At 70.4% G+C, this 14,849-nt stretch carries 13 protein-coding genes and 1 tRNA gene; 5 read left to right on the top strand and 9 right to left on the bottom strand.

The genetic code is table 11. The features are described from left to right. The coding region (locus tag G6O68_RS19865) for a DUF1259 domain-containing protein (RefSeq protein WP_165250380.1) at positions 1-226 on the top strand (226 nt) is incomplete at its 5' end. A gap of 331 nt (positions 227-557) precedes the next feature. Here the strand turns inward: G6O68_RS19865 and G6O68_RS19860 are convergent. The 7 genes from G6O68_RS19860 to selD all read right to left on the bottom strand — a co-directional run bounded on the left by G6O68_RS19860 (position 558) and on the right by selD (position 8,623). Beyond that, positions 558-1,052, bottom strand: a complete 495-nt coding sequence (locus G6O68_RS19860; RefSeq protein WP_165250379.1) for a hypothetical protein — start codon at positions 1,050-1,052, stop codon at positions 558-560. Positions 1,053-1,142: 90 nt separating this feature from the next. Beyond that, positions 1,143-2,042 carry a hypothetical protein gene (locus tag G6O68_RS19855; RefSeq protein WP_165250378.1) on the bottom strand — a complete coding sequence of 300 codons (900 nt, stop codon included), beginning with the start codon at positions 2,040-2,042 and terminating at the stop codon, positions 1,143-1,145. Positions 2,043-2,276: 234 nt separating this feature from the next. After that, positions 2,277-5,084, bottom strand: coding sequence for a serine/threonine-protein kinase (locus tag G6O68_RS19850; protein WP_165250377.1), 2,808 nt, complete (start codon positions 5,082-5,084; stop codon positions 2,277-2,279). 88 nt (positions 5,085-5,172) lie between these two features. After that, positions 5,173-5,745 (bottom strand): ECF-type sigma factor, encoded by a 573-nt coding sequence (locus G6O68_RS19845; RefSeq protein ID WP_165250376.1) that lies wholly within the window; start codon positions 5,743-5,745, stop codon positions 5,173-5,175. A gap of 364 nt (positions 5,746-6,109) precedes the next feature. After that, the gene (locus tag G6O68_RS19840) at positions 6,110-6,418 is read right to left on the bottom strand and encodes a TlpA family protein disulfide reductase (RefSeq protein ID WP_165250375.1); all 309 of its coding nucleotides are present in this window, start codon (positions 6,416-6,418) and stop codon (positions 6,110-6,112) included. A 39-nt stretch (positions 6,419-6,457) separates the two neighbouring features. Next, entirely contained in the window at positions 6,458-7,372 is a 915-nt protein-coding gene (locus tag G6O68_RS32425; RefSeq protein ID WP_206108154.1) for a peroxiredoxin family protein, read from the bottom strand. Positions 7,373-7,543: 171 nt separating this feature from the next. Further along, a complete protein-coding gene (gene selD / locus G6O68_RS19830; protein ID WP_165250374.1) occupies positions 7,544-8,623 on the bottom strand; it encodes a selenide, water dikinase SelD in 1,080 nt (359 codons plus the stop codon). Between the two features lie 173 nt (positions 8,624-8,796). Here selD and G6O68_RS19825 point away from each other — a divergent pair. Beyond that, positions 8,797-8,895 (top strand) — tRNA-Sec (locus G6O68_RS19825). Positions 8,896-8,926: 31 nt separating this feature from the next. Here G6O68_RS19825 and selA read toward each other — a convergent pair. Then, positions 8,927-10,321: an L-seryl-tRNA(Sec) selenium transferase gene (gene selA, locus G6O68_RS19820; RefSeq protein WP_165250373.1), complete on the bottom strand. Its 1,395-nt coding sequence runs from the start codon at positions 10,319-10,321 to the stop codon at positions 8,927-8,929. 27 nt (positions 10,322-10,348) lie between these two features. After that, positions 10,349-12,325 (bottom strand): selenocysteine-specific translation elongation factor, encoded by a 1,977-nt coding sequence (selB, locus tag G6O68_RS19815; RefSeq protein WP_165250372.1) that lies wholly within the window; start codon positions 12,323-12,325, stop codon positions 10,349-10,351. A 617-nt stretch (positions 12,326-12,942) separates the two neighbouring features. Between selB and G6O68_RS19810 the strand changes: the two genes are divergently transcribed. The 3 genes from G6O68_RS19810 to G6O68_RS19800 all read left to right on the top strand — a co-directional run bounded on the left by G6O68_RS19810 (position 12,943) and on the right by G6O68_RS19800 (position 14,816). Further along, positions 12,943-13,875: a hypothetical protein gene (locus G6O68_RS19810; protein WP_165250371.1), complete on the top strand. Its 933-nt coding sequence runs from the start codon at positions 12,943-12,945 to the stop codon at positions 13,873-13,875. A gap of 21 nt (positions 13,876-13,896) precedes the next feature. Next, complete coding sequence (locus G6O68_RS19805; protein WP_165250370.1) at positions 13,897-14,274, top strand: hypothetical protein; 378 nt, start codon at positions 13,897-13,899, stop codon at positions 14,272-14,274. Between the two features lie 296 nt (positions 14,275-14,570). Next, positions 14,571-14,816 (top strand): hypothetical protein, encoded by a 246-nt coding sequence (locus G6O68_RS19800; protein WP_165250369.1) that lies wholly within the window; start codon positions 14,571-14,573, stop codon positions 14,814-14,816. Positions 14,817-14,849: the final 33 nt, after the last annotated feature.

Here is a 14,849-nt window from a genome sequence, read left to right as displayed (position 1 = left end):
CGACTTCATCATGACCGCCGAGGAGGTGCAGACGGTCTTGAGGGCCCTCCGCAAGTCGGGCATCCATATCGTGGCCTTGCACAACCACATGGTGGGCGAGAAGCCCGCCTTCTACTTCACGCATTTCTGGGGCAAAGGTTCAGCCAAGGAGCTGGCCCAGGGGGTCAAAGCCGCGTTGGACGCCCAGGCACAGGCGTCGAGGGGTGCGGAGGCGAGCCACCGTTAAGTCACGTCCCTTCGGGATTGAGGCGGACTGCCGTGACTCTCGCGGCGGTCCGTTCCTGCCGCTGGTTTTGTGCAGGATAACCCCCTTTCTTATGCACAACCGCTCGTCTCAAAAACGCTCGTTTTTGAGACGACACGACTCATCACCATAGAGACGACACGACTAATCAAGATATGTATACCTCAGTGGCGGGATCCTCTCGGCCGAGCAATCCGTAACTCGGAATGGAGGCGACCGACGTCGACCGCCCTCCGAGTGGAGGACGGGACGCCGGTCAACTTGGGGAGGTCAACAACGAATCACCGCGAGGGCCGTCCATCCCGGCCTCGCGTCACTGCTGCCTCAGCTTCAGCAGGTAGGAGTCGGACCACGAGGCATTGGACAGCTCGTAAGTCCCGACGGCATCCGGGTCGAAATCGACCGTGCTCCTATACGTCCCGACCACATAGACGGTGCCGGCCCCGTCCACGGCAATCCCGTTACTATCGTCGTCGCTCGTCCCGCCGAAAGCCGTCGCCCAAATCACGGAGCCGGTAGTGCTGAGCTTCGTGACGAAGACATCACTTCTGCCGTTGCTGTTCACCGACGGCAGGCCGAATCCCGGGACGAACGTCTGGGAGAACGAGCCGGTGAGGTACACGGACCCCGCCGCGTCGATGGTCAGGTCTCTGATGTACGCGCCCCCCAAAGCCGTGGCCCACTTCAGGGCACCGCCGGAGGACAGCTTGGTGACGAACCCGTCGCTGCCGGATGTCACGTTCGGCAGGCGGTAGTCGACCTTCGAGCTCGGGTTGAAGTCCACCTTGCCGGCGTACAAGCCCGTCACGATGACGTCGCCGGCGGCATCCACCTCGACATCATGACATTGGGCGGACGAATTCGGGTCATCGCCCGTCTTGGCCACGAACGGCACGGCCTAGGCGAACGCCCCGGCCGAGGTCAGCTTCTGGACGAAGCCGTTGGACGCGCCCGACGCGCCGGAGAGATAGGTGGCCCTGCGGGGGTTGGGGTCGAAGTCGACCGTGCCCTGGAAGCTGCCGACCACGTAGACGTTGCCGGCGGCGTCCGTCGTGACGCCGTTAGCACGGGCGGTGTCGTAGCGGACCGCCCGGGAGGCCGCCCCGGTCGCGCCGAACCGGTGCACCTCGGACCCGTTAGGGATGATGGAGCCGCTCCCGCTGGGGGGGACGAGGTTCGTCGCGCCGACCGACACGGCATTCCCGGCCGAGTCGATGGCCAGGTCCCGGGCGCTCTCGCGGGCGGTCCCGCCCCAGCGGTTCGCCCAGAGGAAGTTGCCCGAGGAGTCGAGCTTGGCCACGAAGGCGTCACTGTCGCCGGCGCTGGTCAGGCGGTAGGGCCCGAAGTCCGCCTGGCCGTGGAACCCGCCGGAGACATAGACATTCCCGGCCACGTCGAGCTTGACGCTCCGGCCCCAGTCATAGGAGTAGAGGCTGCTGGTGTCGAGGTCGCCGCCCATCTGTCGGGCCCAGAGGAGGGTGTTGTCGGGGGCGTACTTGGCGAGGAACGCATCCGTATTGCCTCGCGGTGTCAGGATGTCGGAGCCGTCGGGTCGGTCGACGGCCGGGTCGAGGTCCGTCGTGCCGTAGAGTATTCCGGTCACGTACGAGTTGCCGGCGGAGTCGACGGCGTTGTCCCAGGCGCCGAACGAGGCGGTGTCGCTGCCGACGCCGAGGACCGAGTCGAAGGCGACGGAGAGGACGACGCGGCCCTCCAGCGACTCCAGGCGGGGGCGGAGCGGGGTGCGGCGGCGCGGCTTCGGCGTCAATCGTGTCGGGGCCGTCAAGAGATTCCACATGGCGGGGCTCCTCAGGGGCTCGTGTTTCCGATGGTCATGCTCGACGCGCCCGACTCGCGTCGTCGGGGTGCGTGCTCGGAAGGCAATGCGAGAACCGCGGCCCGACCGGCTCACCGGGATCCCGAAATTGTTTCGGTTCGGCCCGTCCGGTGCCTCGCCGCCGACGGAGGAGTGGGCGTGCACGACGCTGAGGGCCGCCGACGAGCACCGTTGGCCCTGGGCTCCCCGGTCGAATCACCTGCGGATCGGTTTCGCTTCGGGAGGCGTCCCGAGCAGGAGGGAGGCGGCTTCGTCGCGGACCCTCCGCATGGCCGCAGGATCGGGGTCGTAGGTCATCGCAGGGCTCGCGGGCCGGGCGACCCGCCCTTCGAAATCCGCCAGCCCCCTGACGGCTCGCTCGTAATAGGTGTGGGCACGGGCCTGGTCGCCGAGGTGGAGGTAGGCCATGGCAAGGAAGAACCAGGCACCACAGTCGTCGCCCTCGTGCAACTCCGTCGCCTTCAATCCGCTCTCGACGCAGGCCGTCCAGTCGCCCGCGCGGTAATGGGCCCAGGCCAGCGACTGCCGGGCCGCCCCCGACTGCGGCAGGAGGTCCACCGACCTGCGGGCGTGCGTCATGGCCTTCGACGGGTCGCGGAGGCGCGGCTCGGGCGGCGAGGCGTAGTAGAATGCCAACCGATGATGCAAGCGGCCCAGGGAGTCGCGGAAGTGGGGGATGGCCGGCTGGTCGGCGACCAGCTTCTCGGACACCTCCGCCCAGCGGTGTGCGACCTCCTCGGCCTCCTCGAATCGCCCCGCTTCGACGAGGTCCTTGAAGAGATACTCCCGGCAGGCGGCGAGCGCCCATCGACGGTCGAGGACGCCGGACTCCTCCACCAGGCCACCGAGCAGCCCTTCGGCCTGCCGGAGGTCCTCGACCGCGCCCTTCGGGGCCCCCTCGATGATGGCGAGGTTGATCAGCGACTTGGCCAGCTGCTCGCGTGCCACCGGGTGGGTCGGGCTCTCGGCCAGGATCGCCCGCGACGGGACGATCGAGCGCCGCAGGGCGGCTTCGGCCTCCGGGAGGCGGCCGATGTGCATCAGCATCAGCCCGAGGGTCATCTCGACCCTGGCGAGTTCCAAGCGGCAGTTCGCCCCGTGCGGCCCCTCCGCGATGTGCCGCTCGAACTGGTCCCGGCTCCTTCGGAGGACGATCTCGGCTTCCGCATAACGTTTCTGTCTCTCGAAGAGGTTCCCCTGCCAGCCGAGGACCCTGGCAAGATTGCAGAGGTACTGCTGGTCCTTCGGGTGCTGTGCCACGACGGCTTCCATCACCGCGACGGATCGCTTCATCGAGGGCTCGGCCTCGGCGGCCTGGCCCCGGTCCGCCCGCAGCGCGGCGACGTCGCCCAGCTTCAGCGCGAGTTCCTGGCGGTAATCGGCCCGATCGGGGAACCGGTTGGCCAGGTCGTCGAGGTCGTCGACGGACCGGCGGATCAGGTCCTCGGACTGGTCGAGCTTGCCGAGCAGGCGCCGCATCACGCCCACCCGGCCGCGGGCCCGGACGGCCTCGAACTGCACGTCCGGGTCGTCGTGCCGCTCCTCGGCGAACGGCTCGTAGAAGGCCAGCGCCTTCTCCAGGAATTCGCGCTGGATCGGGGCGAGACCGCCGTTCTGGCCGAGCCAGCGCTCGGCGACCTGGGTGTACATGTCGTCGACCACGCGCCGGGCCTGTTCGAAGCGTGCCTCGGCCCGGCGCTCGGCCCGGGTCGCCTTGACGGCCTGCCAGGCGCTCACGGCGGAGCCCGTCGCGAGCGCCACGGCGACGACCGCCCCGGTCGCCAGCGCCGTGCGGTTGCGGCGCGCGTACTTCGTGAGGCGATACCGGGCCGACGGCGGGCACGCCTCCACCGGCCGGTCGGTGAGATAGCGCATCACGTCGGCGGCGAAGTCGTTGGCCGTCTCGTACCGCCGCCGGCGGTCCTTCTCCAGCGCCTTCATCGCGATCCAGTCCAGCTCCCCCCGCACCGCTCGGTTCAGACGCCGCGGGTCCGAGCCGCGCCTGGACGAGACGGTAGATAGCCTCTCCCCCAGCGAGCCTAGCCGCGTGCTCGGCGTCGGCGGCTCGTCCTCGCGGATCATCCGCCGCATCTCGTCGAACGCCGTTTTCGCGAAGGTCTCCCGGTCGAACGGCGTGCTCCCGGTCAGCAGCTCGTAGAGCAGGACGCCCAGGGCGTAGATGTCGCTGCGGGTGTCCACGTCGGCCGAGGACAGGTCCGCCTGCTCGGGGCTCATGTACAGCGGCGTGCCGATCAGCTGGTGGAAGCCGGTGAACAGCGACCGGTCGGTCAGGCTGGCGCCGGTGGCCTTGGCCACGCCGAAGTCGATGACCTTCGGCGTCGGCACGCCGTCGACGACGGTGACCAGGACATTCGAGGGCTTCAGGTCGCGGTGGATGACGCCCTTCTGGTGCGCGTGCTGCACCGCCCGGCACACCAGCACGAAGAGCTCCAGCCGCTCCGGGACGGTGAGCCCCTCGCGGTCGCAGTAGTCGGTGATCGGCAGGCCCCGGACCAGCTCCATGACGAAGTAGGGCCGTCCCGATCCGGTGGCGCCGCCGTCGTGGACCTTGGCGATGTTGGGGTGGTCCATCAGGGCCAGCGCCTGCCGCTCGGCCTCGAACCGCGCCACCACCTGCTTGCTGTCCATCCCCGGCTTGATGACCTTCAAGGCCACCCGGCGGCGGACCGGGCGCGTCTGCTCGGCCATGTAGACGACGCCCATGCCCCCCTCGCCGATCTCCTCCAGGAGCCGGTAGGGGCCGATGACGCCGCCCGGCCCGTCGTCAGTCGGACTCGCGTCGCGCGTGATCGTCGGCGTCGCGGCGGGGGATTCGAGGAAGCCGCCGGCCCGGGTGTGGGCATCCAGCAGCGACTCGACCTGGCGGCGCAGGGCCTGATCCCCGCCGCAGGCCCGGTCGAGGAAGGCGGCCCGCTCGGCCGGCCCGGCGATCTCCATCGCCTCGCCGAAGACGGTCTCCACACTCGGCAGCTTCGCCCCCATCGCGCATCCCCCGCGTCAGTGATCCGGTCGGCCCTCAGGGCAATGCGAGAACCGGGCGCCGACCGGCTCACGAGATCCGGGAGATTCCTCAGGGGGACATGGGCGGGTCAGCAGCCTCGACGGCGCGGAACAGCCACGCCCGCGCGTAAGCCCAGTATCGCTTGGCCGTCGCGGCGGAGATGCCGAGGGCCTGGGCGGCTTCCTCGATCGTCAGGCCGGCGAAGTAGCGGAGCTTGACCAGCTCGGCCTTCTGCGGGTCCTCGGCCGCCAGCCGGGCCAGGGCCTCGTCCAGGGCCAGCAGGTCGTCGGTTGGCTCTCCGGCGGCGATCTCCACCTCGTCGAGGTCGCGACGGCGATGGCCCCCGCCGTGCTTGGTGGTGCGCTTGCGGCGGGCGTTGTCGACGAGGATGCGGCGCATCGCCTCGGCCGCGGCGGCGAAGAAGTGGCCGCGGCTATCCCAGCCGGGGTCGTCGGCGCCGACGAGCCGCAGGTAGGCGTCGTGCACGAGGGCCGTGGCCTGGAGGGTCTGGCCCGGCTTCTCGTGGGCCAGCCGCCGGGCCGCCAGCTTGCGGAGCTCGTCATAGACCAGCGGCAGGAGCCTGTCGGCCGCATGCGGGTCGCCGTGCTCGATGGCCGAGAGGATGCGGGTGACGTCGTTCATCGGTTCCGGCGGCACGGCAAAGGACGACGCGGAGGGCAGCCCCGAACCCCCGGGGCTCACCAACCCATATTAGCCCCCATTCATGAGAGGGGATACGCCGTCCGCCTGGGGTCGGGACACCAGTCCGCGGTCGCCCCCGGCCGAGCAATGCGGCCGTCTCAAAAACGCTCGTTTTTGAGACACCCCACCCAACGCGACACGACCTAGCTCGGTAGGAGCAGGATCGTGTCCGATAAGCTCTATTTCATGTCGCTCGTCGCGACCTGGAGGCCGAGTGCGTTATCCGCCCCGTAAGCCGCATCTCGCGAAAGGTCCCGCCGGGACGCCCCATGGGGAGAGGGGCATCGTCCCGACGGGAGTCGCTTCACTTCGGGGCTTTCTCGGAGTCCGCCTCGGCCTCGCGGATCAACGTCTCCAGGGCCGCGTCGAGGGCCTCGGCCCCGGGGGCGCCCAGCCACTTGTGTCGAATCACTCCCCGGGCGTCGAGGACGTAGAGCGTCGGCGTGCTCGTCAGGTTCCAGCGGGCTGCGATGGCCCCCTGACCGGCGTCGCCCATGTCGGCGAACGTCCGCCAGGTCACGTCCTCCTTCGTCATCACGTCCTTGAGGTTCTTCGCGTTGCCCCCGACGTTCACGCCGATGAGGGCGAAAGGCCTGTCCTTCAGCGTCTGCACGAGCGACCGCTCGTGGGGCCATTGGGCCCGTCAGGTGAGTCAGACCTCGCTCCAGAAGTCGATCAGCACGACCTTGCCGCGATAGTCGCTGAGCTTGAACCTCACGCCGTCCTGGTCCTGCCCCTCGATGTCCGGGGCCGTCTTCCCGACGGCCAGGTGGCGGAGGCCGAAGAGCTCCGGCTCGGCCTTCTCGGCGACGGTCTCGCCGTCGGGCAGCTTCACGTCGCCGCCATAGTCCCGCATGGCGCGGACGAGGAGGGCCTCGGCTTCCTCCGCGGCCTTGACGCGGTCCTGGCGTCGCAGCCGTTCGAGGTACTCCTCGCCGTAGAGGTCCGCGAACTCCCGGGCCTGCTTCGGGTCTCCTAGGACCAGGTCGAGCTTCAGCGACCGGTTGCCGAGGAAATGGGCCAGGGCGAGGCAAGCCTGGGCCCGGACCTCCTTGTGGGGGTTCTTCTCCAGGACGTCTCGCAGGAAGGGCTCGTATTCGGCGCCGAATCCGTAGGAAATCCGCTCGCAGAGGGGGCCGAGCTTCTCGCTGCCGATATGGTCCCGCCTGAGGAGTTCGAACGCCTTTGGGCGCGCCGGGTCCCGCCCGACCATCTCGACCGGGTAGGGGGTGGTGTTCACCTGCCAGACCGCCTCGGTTAAGGCGTCCAGGGCGACCGGGTCCCGCGGATATCGCTCGGCGAGTCCCACGAGCTTCGGGGCCTGCTCGTACTTGGACCGGTAGGCGAGCCCGACCAGCGCCGTCCGCTCGTCGTCGGGCAGGACGCCGCCTTTCGGCACCGACTTGAACGCTTCCTTCTGGGCCGCGTCGTATCGCGACTGGGATTCCTTGACGAGTGCCTTGTACTGCTCGGCCGGCGTCGCCGGCCCGTCCTGTCCCCCGACCTCGGCCGACAGCAGCGACCAGCTGAGCGCCAAGATTACCGGGCCCGCGAAGACGCGTCTCATGCGAGGATTCCTCCTAGACGAGCCGGGAACACCGCGATCTCTCGTCATCGACCTTTCGTGCACGGCGATGCCGGATCGCGGTATAGCGTAAAGGATGGTCGCGAACGGGACCGCGCCATTTTTTGGACGTCGCCCCGTTCGCACGAGCGATCCGCACGGCGACCGATGCAGTCATGACCCGACATCGCCGCCGAATGCGCCTCGGGACACGCGGATGCCGCCGGCCCCCTCGGCCTCGATGCGACCGATCTCGGCGGAGGCGCGAGTCCCCGCCCGTCGGAGGTCACGCACCGCCTCGTCGGCGCGATCGGCGGGAAGGACTCCCAGGAGGCCGCCCGAGGTCTGGGCGTCGCAGAGCAGCAGCTGTTCCGCGTCGTCGACGTCCGGCCCGAAGCGCACGACGCCCGCCAGGGAGCGGCGGTTGGCATGGGTCCCCCCAGGGACGACGCCGACGCGGGCGTATTCCCGCGCCGCGGCCATGACGGGGACCCGATCGCTCCAGATCGTCGCCGAGACGTCGCTGGCGGCGACGATGTTCCGGAGGTGCCCGAGCAGGCCGAAACCCGTGACGTCGGTCAAGGCCCGGGCGCCCGCCCCGGCCAGGATTCGGGAGGCGTCCCGGTTGAGGGCCGACATCACCGTGATCGCCTCGTCGATGGCCCCCAGGTGGTCTTCTCCCCGTTTGGCCGCCGTCGTGATGATGCCCGACCCCAGCGGCTTCGTGAGCACCAGGGCGTCGCCCGGCCGGGCGCCCGCGTTGGTGAGGACCCCGTCGGGGTGCACGCGTCCGACCACCGCCAAGCCGAAGATCGGCTCCTCGGACTTGATCGTGTGCCCTCCGATGATCGAGACCCCCGCCTCGCCGGCCTTCGCGGCGGCGCCCTGCAAGATCTCCGCCAGGACCTCCGGCGTCAGGGTCGCGTCGGGAAAACCGACGATGCTCAGAGCGGCGAACGGCACGCCGTTCATCGCGTAGACGTCGCTGAGCGCGTTGGCGGCGGCGATGACGCCGAAGTCGTACGGCCGGTCGACGATCGGGGTGAAGAAGTCGGTCGTCATGACCAGGGCCAGGTCGTCGGACAGCTTGTAGACCGCCGCGTCGTCGGCCGTCGCGCTCCCGACGAGGACGTTCGGATCGGTGACGGCGGGCAGCCCGCCGAGGAGCGGCAGGAGGAAATCCTGAGGATGCTTGGCCGCGCAGCCCGCCCGCCTGGCGTATCGGGTCAGTCGCACGGGTTCCGGGGTGGACATGGGGGTCGGTCCTCGATCCAGGCGCGAGGTCTGGCAACCGGACGGGCCGGCCGAGAGCCATTGTATCGCGGAGGACCGCTCTCGGGAGGATCGGGCCGCTCCGGGTTGCGGGCTGACTCCCGCGCCGCCCTCTGGTAGTGTCGGCTCCTGGCGGGGTCCGACCCGTCGCTCGGGGGGGCGTGTCCGAGGCTGGTGCCCGGCCTGGTCTTCAAAACCAGAGAGCGGTCGCGAGAGCGATCGCTGGTGGGTTCGATTCCCATACGCTCCCGCCATCCCTCCGGTCGCGCCCCTTCGACTCGACTCCTACGCCGACGCGATCCGCCGCACGACGGCCTCGATCGCGTCGTCCTGCTCCGGGGTCACGGCCCGCAGGTCGAGCAGGACGGCACCGCCCCGCACACGGCCGACGACCGGGGGATCGGCCGCCCTGAGGGCGCGGGCGAAGGCGCCCTCGGACTCGATCCCCTTGGGGAAGGGCGGGCCGATGCGCACGGCCATCGACGCGATCGGCTCGAACGGCGTGCTGCCGCCGCCGAGGTAGGCCTTCTCCTCGACCGGGTCGGCCTCCAATCCGGCGTCGCGACGGAGCGACGAAGCGAGCCGCTCGGCCCGCTCGCGGAGCGCCTCCCGGGGGACGGTCAGGAAGGTCCAGAGCGGGATCCTGCGGGCCGCCCGCGCGGGGGCGAGCGCCAATCGGAGCGTGGCCCCGAGCGCGGCGAGCGTCATCTTGTCCACGCGCAGGGCCCGCATCAGCGGGTCGGAGGTCACGCGGCCGATCGCGGCCCGGCGACCGACCATGATCCCGCATTGCGGGCCGCCCAGGAGCTTGTCGCCCGAGAAGAGCACGACGTCGGCCCCCGCGGCCAAGGCCTCGGCGGCGGTCGGATCGTCGCCGTCGACCGGCGGTCGGCCCGGGCCCAGGGCTCCGGAGCCGATGTCGTCGATCGTCCACAGCCCGCGCGAACGGCCCAGCGCCGCCAGTTCGGCGATGCCGACCGATTCGCTGAACCCGACGATGCGGTAGTTGCTGGTGTGGATGCGCATCAGGGCGGCGGTGTCGGGGCCGATCGCCCGCTCGTAGTCGGACAGCCTGGTTCTGTTTGTCGTGCCGACCTCGCGGAGCCGCGCCCCCGAGGCCTCGGAAACGTCCGGAAGTCGGAAACTCCCGCCGATTTCGACCAGCTGCCCGCGAGAGACCACGACCTCCCGGCCCGCGGCCAACGCCCGCAGCGACAGGATCGTGGCGGCGGCGTTGTTGTTGACCACCGTCGCCGCCTCGGCTCCCGTCAGCCGGCGGAGCAGCCCTTCGACATCGTCGGTCCTCCGCCCCCGCTCGCCGGAATCGAGGTCGATTTCGAGGCTGCAGTATTGCCGCGCCACCGCGGCGACGGCCTCGATCGCCTCGTCCGCCAGCGGCGCCCGTCCCAGCCCGGTATGGATCAGGATCCCCGTCGCATTGATCACCGGACGCAACGTCGACCTGTCGGCCTCGAGCAGCTCCCTCGCCCGCCTGGCCAGGCGTCCGGGGTGCGGATCGACGGGATCGCCCCGCAGCCCCGCCGCGCGGGCCTCCTCGAGGGAGGCCCTGACGGCGGCCAGGACGGTCTCGCGGCCGAGATCGGACACCAATCCCGCCAGCCCCGCGTCGGCCAGGATGGCGTTCACGGGAGGCAGGCTGCGCAGCGGGTTGTCGTGCAAATTCGGAGATTCCCGATCGTGAAACGTCTAGGGACTAGGAATTCGCGTCGGCGCCTCCGCGGTCCCGCCGTCGCCGAAGGCCGAAGCCAGCCGGCGTGCATCGCCCTCGCGCCGCGTCAATCCGATGCGGTCGAGATGCTCGCCGTATGGGACGGCGTGCCTTCGGGTGACGCCGAGAAGGTCGCGGAATTCCGCCATGACGACGGACGATCCATCGGCGAGGCGTTCCGCGGTCCGGCGGCGCAGCTCCGCCTCGGCGTCGCGATCGAGATAGAGCCCGTGGCTCAGCTCGACCAAGCGTCCTTCGTCCACCAGCAAGGCGAGGAGTTCGGGCACGAGCGACGCCCGAGATCCGGCCCGCGAGGTCAGCTCGGCGACATCCGGCGGGGCCAACCATCCGGCCCGATAGGCCGCCGCGATCGTCTCTTTCAACTTGCCCTCGGCGTGGCTGAGGCGGGGCCTGAAGTCGCGTAGGGCGACGGCCAGGCCGTCGCCGACGAGCTCGCCCCGTGAGAGCAGACGGTCGATCACGGCCGCGATCAGGGCCTCGTTGCCGATGTCGGGGAGGGCGGACGCGATGTGGGGCCGGCGGACGGTCGACAGCCGCGGTCGCGCCTCGTGCAGCCGGCCCACGACGCGGAGGATCCGCGACTCCAGGTCGGCGACGCGCTCGACGGGGACCCGGGTCGAACGGCGGGGGCCGAGGGGCAATTCGACCAGGATGCCGCCGGCGGCGAGGCTCTCGATCGCCGCAGGGGCCTCGGACTCGTTCAACCCCGCCTCCCTGACCAGGTCCCTCGTCGTCCAGGGGTCCAGGCCCGTGGCCATCAGGGCGACTGCCGCCCGTCCCATCGGGCCGGGATCCCCCATCCTCCCGATGCGGGCGACCTCGGCCGCGTCGCGCCTGCGGACTCGCCGGGCCGTGGGCTGCAAGACCCGGCCGCCCCCGACCGTCGCCGGCGGGCTCTCCGCGCGGAGCACGAACGGCTCGCCGTAGACCGCCGCGACGGGCTCGGCCAGCGACAACTGCGCGAGGCCGACGCCCCCGGGTTCGATCGCCCCGGAGTCCAGCAGCGCGATCGTCGCCAGGACCTGGGCCGTCCCCAGGTGGAGTCGATGCCGGGATCGGCTCGCGAGCGGCCGGAGGGCGTCGGGCGAGACGCGGACCTCCGCCGACAGCCGCCGCGTCGGCCGGAGGTACCCGGGCGCTCCGAGTTCCTGCCCTCGATGCACCTCGGCGTGGTGGACCCCGACCAGATTGATCGCCGCTCGGGTCCCGCGGCCGAGGCGTTCGACCGACCGACCGTGCTGCTGCAACCCGCGGACGCGGACCGCACGCATCTCGGGTAGCCATTCCAGGTCGTCGCCGACCCGAACGATCCCCGAGGCGACCGTGCCGGTCACGACGGTGCCGTGGCCGGCGACGGTGAAAGCCCTGTCGATCGCCATCCGGAACGGCCCCGGATCGGGCCGTTCCGGGCTCGTCGCGGCCAGCGCGCCGAGCCGGGCCCTCAATTCCTCGATCCCCATGCCGGTCGCGGCCGAGGTGCGGACGATCGGAGATCCTTCGAGGAAGCTCCCGCGGGCGAGGTCGCGGATCTCGTCCTCGACCAGGGCGATCCATTCCGGCGCCGCCAGATCGCACTTGGTCAGGGCGACCAGGCCCCCCGAGAGCCCGAGCAGGCGCAGGATATCCAGGTGCTCGCGCGTCTGGGGCATCACCGAGTCGTCGGCCGCCACCACCAACATGGCCAGATCCAGACCGGTGGCCCCGGCGAGCATGTTCCGCACGAACCGCTCGTGGCCGGGTACGTCGATCAGGGCGAGATGGGTCCCGTCCACGTCCAGGAACGAGAAACCCAGGTCGATGGTGATCCTCCGCCGCTTCTCTTCGGGGAGCCGGTCCGCGTCGATCCCGGTGAGCGCACGCACCAAGGCGGTCTTGCCGTGGTCGATATGCCCGGCCGTCCCGAGCACTCGCTGTCGAGGCCGAGGCGGGGTCATGCGACGCGAGCCGTGGCGGCGTCGATCCCGTTCCGACCCGTCATGGAGAGGTGTGGAGCCATATTCGGACGGGAGACCCTGGACCAGCGATGATGGAGACACCGCAGCTCGACCAGCAGCCGAGCATATTCCACGCGACACCGACGGTCCACCCGGAAGAGGGCCGGTCGCCGAAGTCCTTGTACGACCTATGCGTATGTTTCCCGCCCCGGGCCGTCCGGGGCAGGCCGATTCGTCCCTGCCTCTCTACACCCCAGATAATCGCCTTGTCGTGCGGCCAATTGAGTGTCTCAAAAACGCCCGTTATTGGGACGCGTCCAGCTGATCGTGCCGAGGGTCTCGAACGCATGGCCGTATCCCGTCTCGGAATCAAAATCCCGGAACCGGCCGGCCACGTCGGGTTTCGGGACGCACGATCGCCGGGGCCGAATCGAAGAAGGCCGCCCCGACGCCGCGCCAAGCCGAATCCTGAGACAATCGAGGCCGTCTAAAATGGGAGCGGGTGTTGGGGGATCTGTTGAATCCGACAGATCCCAGCATCTCGGAACCTGACGCTCGACGCGCGGGGCAGGTCGAGTACAGCCGACGTGTAGGTTAAGGATTTTCGGGGCGGGACGATGCACTTCAAACGGATCGCCGGCCGGATGTACCTGTACGAGAGCGTGAGGCGCGGGGGCCGCGTGACCAGCCGCAGCCTGGGCCCGACGTCCGGGCCGCTCGCGGGGCACTTCCTCGCGGTCGCGCGCCTGATCGCCGAGGACCGGAAGGCGCTGGCGAGGGCGAGGGCCGAGGACCGCCGCAAGGCGAGGGAGGCGGCGAAGGCCGAGGAGGCCGCGTGGAGATCCGCCCGCGAGTCGATGCGGAGCCTGGAGGCCTTCGGGCGGGAGCTGGCCGGGTTCGGGGCGGAAGTCGACGCCGCGATCTCCGGGGCGCTCGAAGCGTTGGGGTATCGAAGGCACGACCGGGGCGGGTGGCGAAGGAGGCGGGACATGCCGGAGTTCAAGTCGGTCGAGGTCGTGGGAGCCGCCAGGTCGAAGGTCCGCGAGCTGGTCACGCTGGCCCGCCGGGGCGACGGGATCGCCCGGGAGAGGCTTTCGGCGTCCCTCCAGGAGGCGATCGAGAAGGGCGGGGCCGATCCCGAGGAGGTGGCCGAGAGCAACATCCTCGGGCTGCTGCTGGGCGCGGCCGGGTCGAAGCCGCACCGCGCCGCCGTCGAGGCGAGGATGGAGCAGATGCGGCGGCAGCTCGCCCCGCCCGGCTCCGGACCGGTGCTGGAGCTGCTGGCGTCGAGGGCGGCCCTGGATTGGCTGCACGTCGCCGTCTGGGAGCAGGCCCTGGCGATGACCTGGCAGGGGAGCGTCAGCCCGAAGACCTGGGCGGCCTACCAGCGGAACATGGACAAGGCGACGGCGCGTTACCAGCGGTCTCTCCTCGCGGTCGAGAAGGCCCGCCGGATGTCGCTCCCGGTCGTCGTCGGGTCGATCAACCTCGCCGTCGACAACCGACGCCAGGTGGTCCAGGTCGAGCCCCGCCGCGACGATCCTTCCTGACGCCGCATGGGAGACCCCGCGATGCCCACCTCGAGTCTCGAATCCCTGGAACGGCTCCTCGCGTTCGTCGACTGCCGCATGGGCGACCTCGTGGAGATCGGGCCCGGCGGCTCGGTCCGGGCCGATGCGGACCGCATCCGGGAGGCCGCGCGCCTCGGGTTCCTGAAGCGGGCCCGAGTCGGAAAGACGGACAGGTCCGACTTCGTGGACGTCGAGTCCTTCGACAAAGCCCCCGCGCTCGCCATCCTGCTCCGCTACTGCGTCGCCAGGGACGCCCGCCCGGCATACCTCGCCGATCGAGTCGCGGCCGACGCGCCGCCCCGCATCGAGATCCCTGCATCGCTGCAGAGGCCGGGAGCCCGAACCGGAGGCAGGAGCGGGCGACGAGATGCGGCGTGACCGACCCTGCCTCCGCCTGCGCGACGATCGCGACGCGAGGCTGCGACCCGCACCTCCAGGCCGCCCATGAGCTACCCGCCGCTTGCGACCCAAGCCGCGAACCTCGCCGGGGCCGCCGCCCGGTTCGTCCGGAGCGGCCTGGCCGTGGTGGACCGAGAGGAATACGACCGCCGCCGGGCCGTCTGCCGGGCGTGTCCGACCGGCCATTACGACGCCGATCGAGACCGCTGCCGGGCTTGCGGCTGCAGCCTGGCCGCGAAGCCGTGGGCCAGGGCCGAGGACCGCCCGCAAGGCCATTGGAGCCGACCAGGAAGCAAGTCAACACGTTCTGCGACCGCCGCCTGGACCCGATCCTCGCGGACGGCTCCGCCCTCACCGCCGAGGCCGGGAACCTGCGGAAGCGTCGCGGGCCCATCAGCATCGACTTGTATTCCGGCTGCACGGACGTATTCGTGAACTGGCTGGACGGCAACCCCAACGAGGCCCCGTCCGGCCTGGTGCCGACCGAGGACGCGGGAGCGATCGTCACGAGAACGGCCTAATCGAACCGACTTTGATTACGTGCGTTCCTGACC

Origin of the sequence: Paludisphaera soli (genome assembly GCF_011064595.1) — a bacterium.
Taxonomy (GTDB): domain Bacteria; phylum Planctomycetota; class Planctomycetia; order Isosphaerales; family Isosphaeraceae; genus Paludisphaera; species Paludisphaera soli.
Note: the sequence above shows the minus strand (reverse complement) of the source record. Positions and strands in the feature narration are given on the sequence as shown.

Bases quoted from the DNA above. Each gene is read 5' to 3' on its own strand.
- G6O68_RS32425 (WP_206108154.1), bottom strand. From the start codon at position 7,372: ATGAGACGCGTCTTCGCGGGCCCGGTAATCTTGGCGCTCAGCTGGTCG.
- G6O68_RS19810 (WP_165250371.1), top strand. From the start codon at position 12,943: ATGCACTTCAAACGGATCGCCGGCCGGATGTACCTGTACGAGAGCGTG.
- G6O68_RS19855 (WP_165250378.1), bottom strand. From the start codon at position 2,042: ATGTGGAATCTCTTGACGGCCCCGACACGATTGACGCCGAAGCCGCGC.
- selB (WP_165250372.1), bottom strand. From the start codon at position 12,325: ATGACCCCGCCTCGGCCTCGACAGCGAGTGCTCGGGACGGCCGGGCAT.
- G6O68_RS19850 (WP_165250377.1), bottom strand. From the start codon at position 5,084: ATGGGGGCGAAGCTGCCGAGTGTGGAGACCGTCTTCGGCGAGGCGATG.
- G6O68_RS19805 (WP_165250370.1), top strand. From the start codon at position 13,897: ATGCCCACCTCGAGTCTCGAATCCCTGGAACGGCTCCTCGCGTTCGTC.
- selD (WP_165250374.1), bottom strand. From the start codon at position 8,623: ATGTCCACCCCGGAACCCGTGCGACTGACCCGATACGCCAGGCGGGCG.
- G6O68_RS19845 (WP_165250376.1), bottom strand. From the start codon at position 5,745: ATGAACGACGTCACCCGCATCCTCTCGGCCATCGAGCACGGCGACCCG.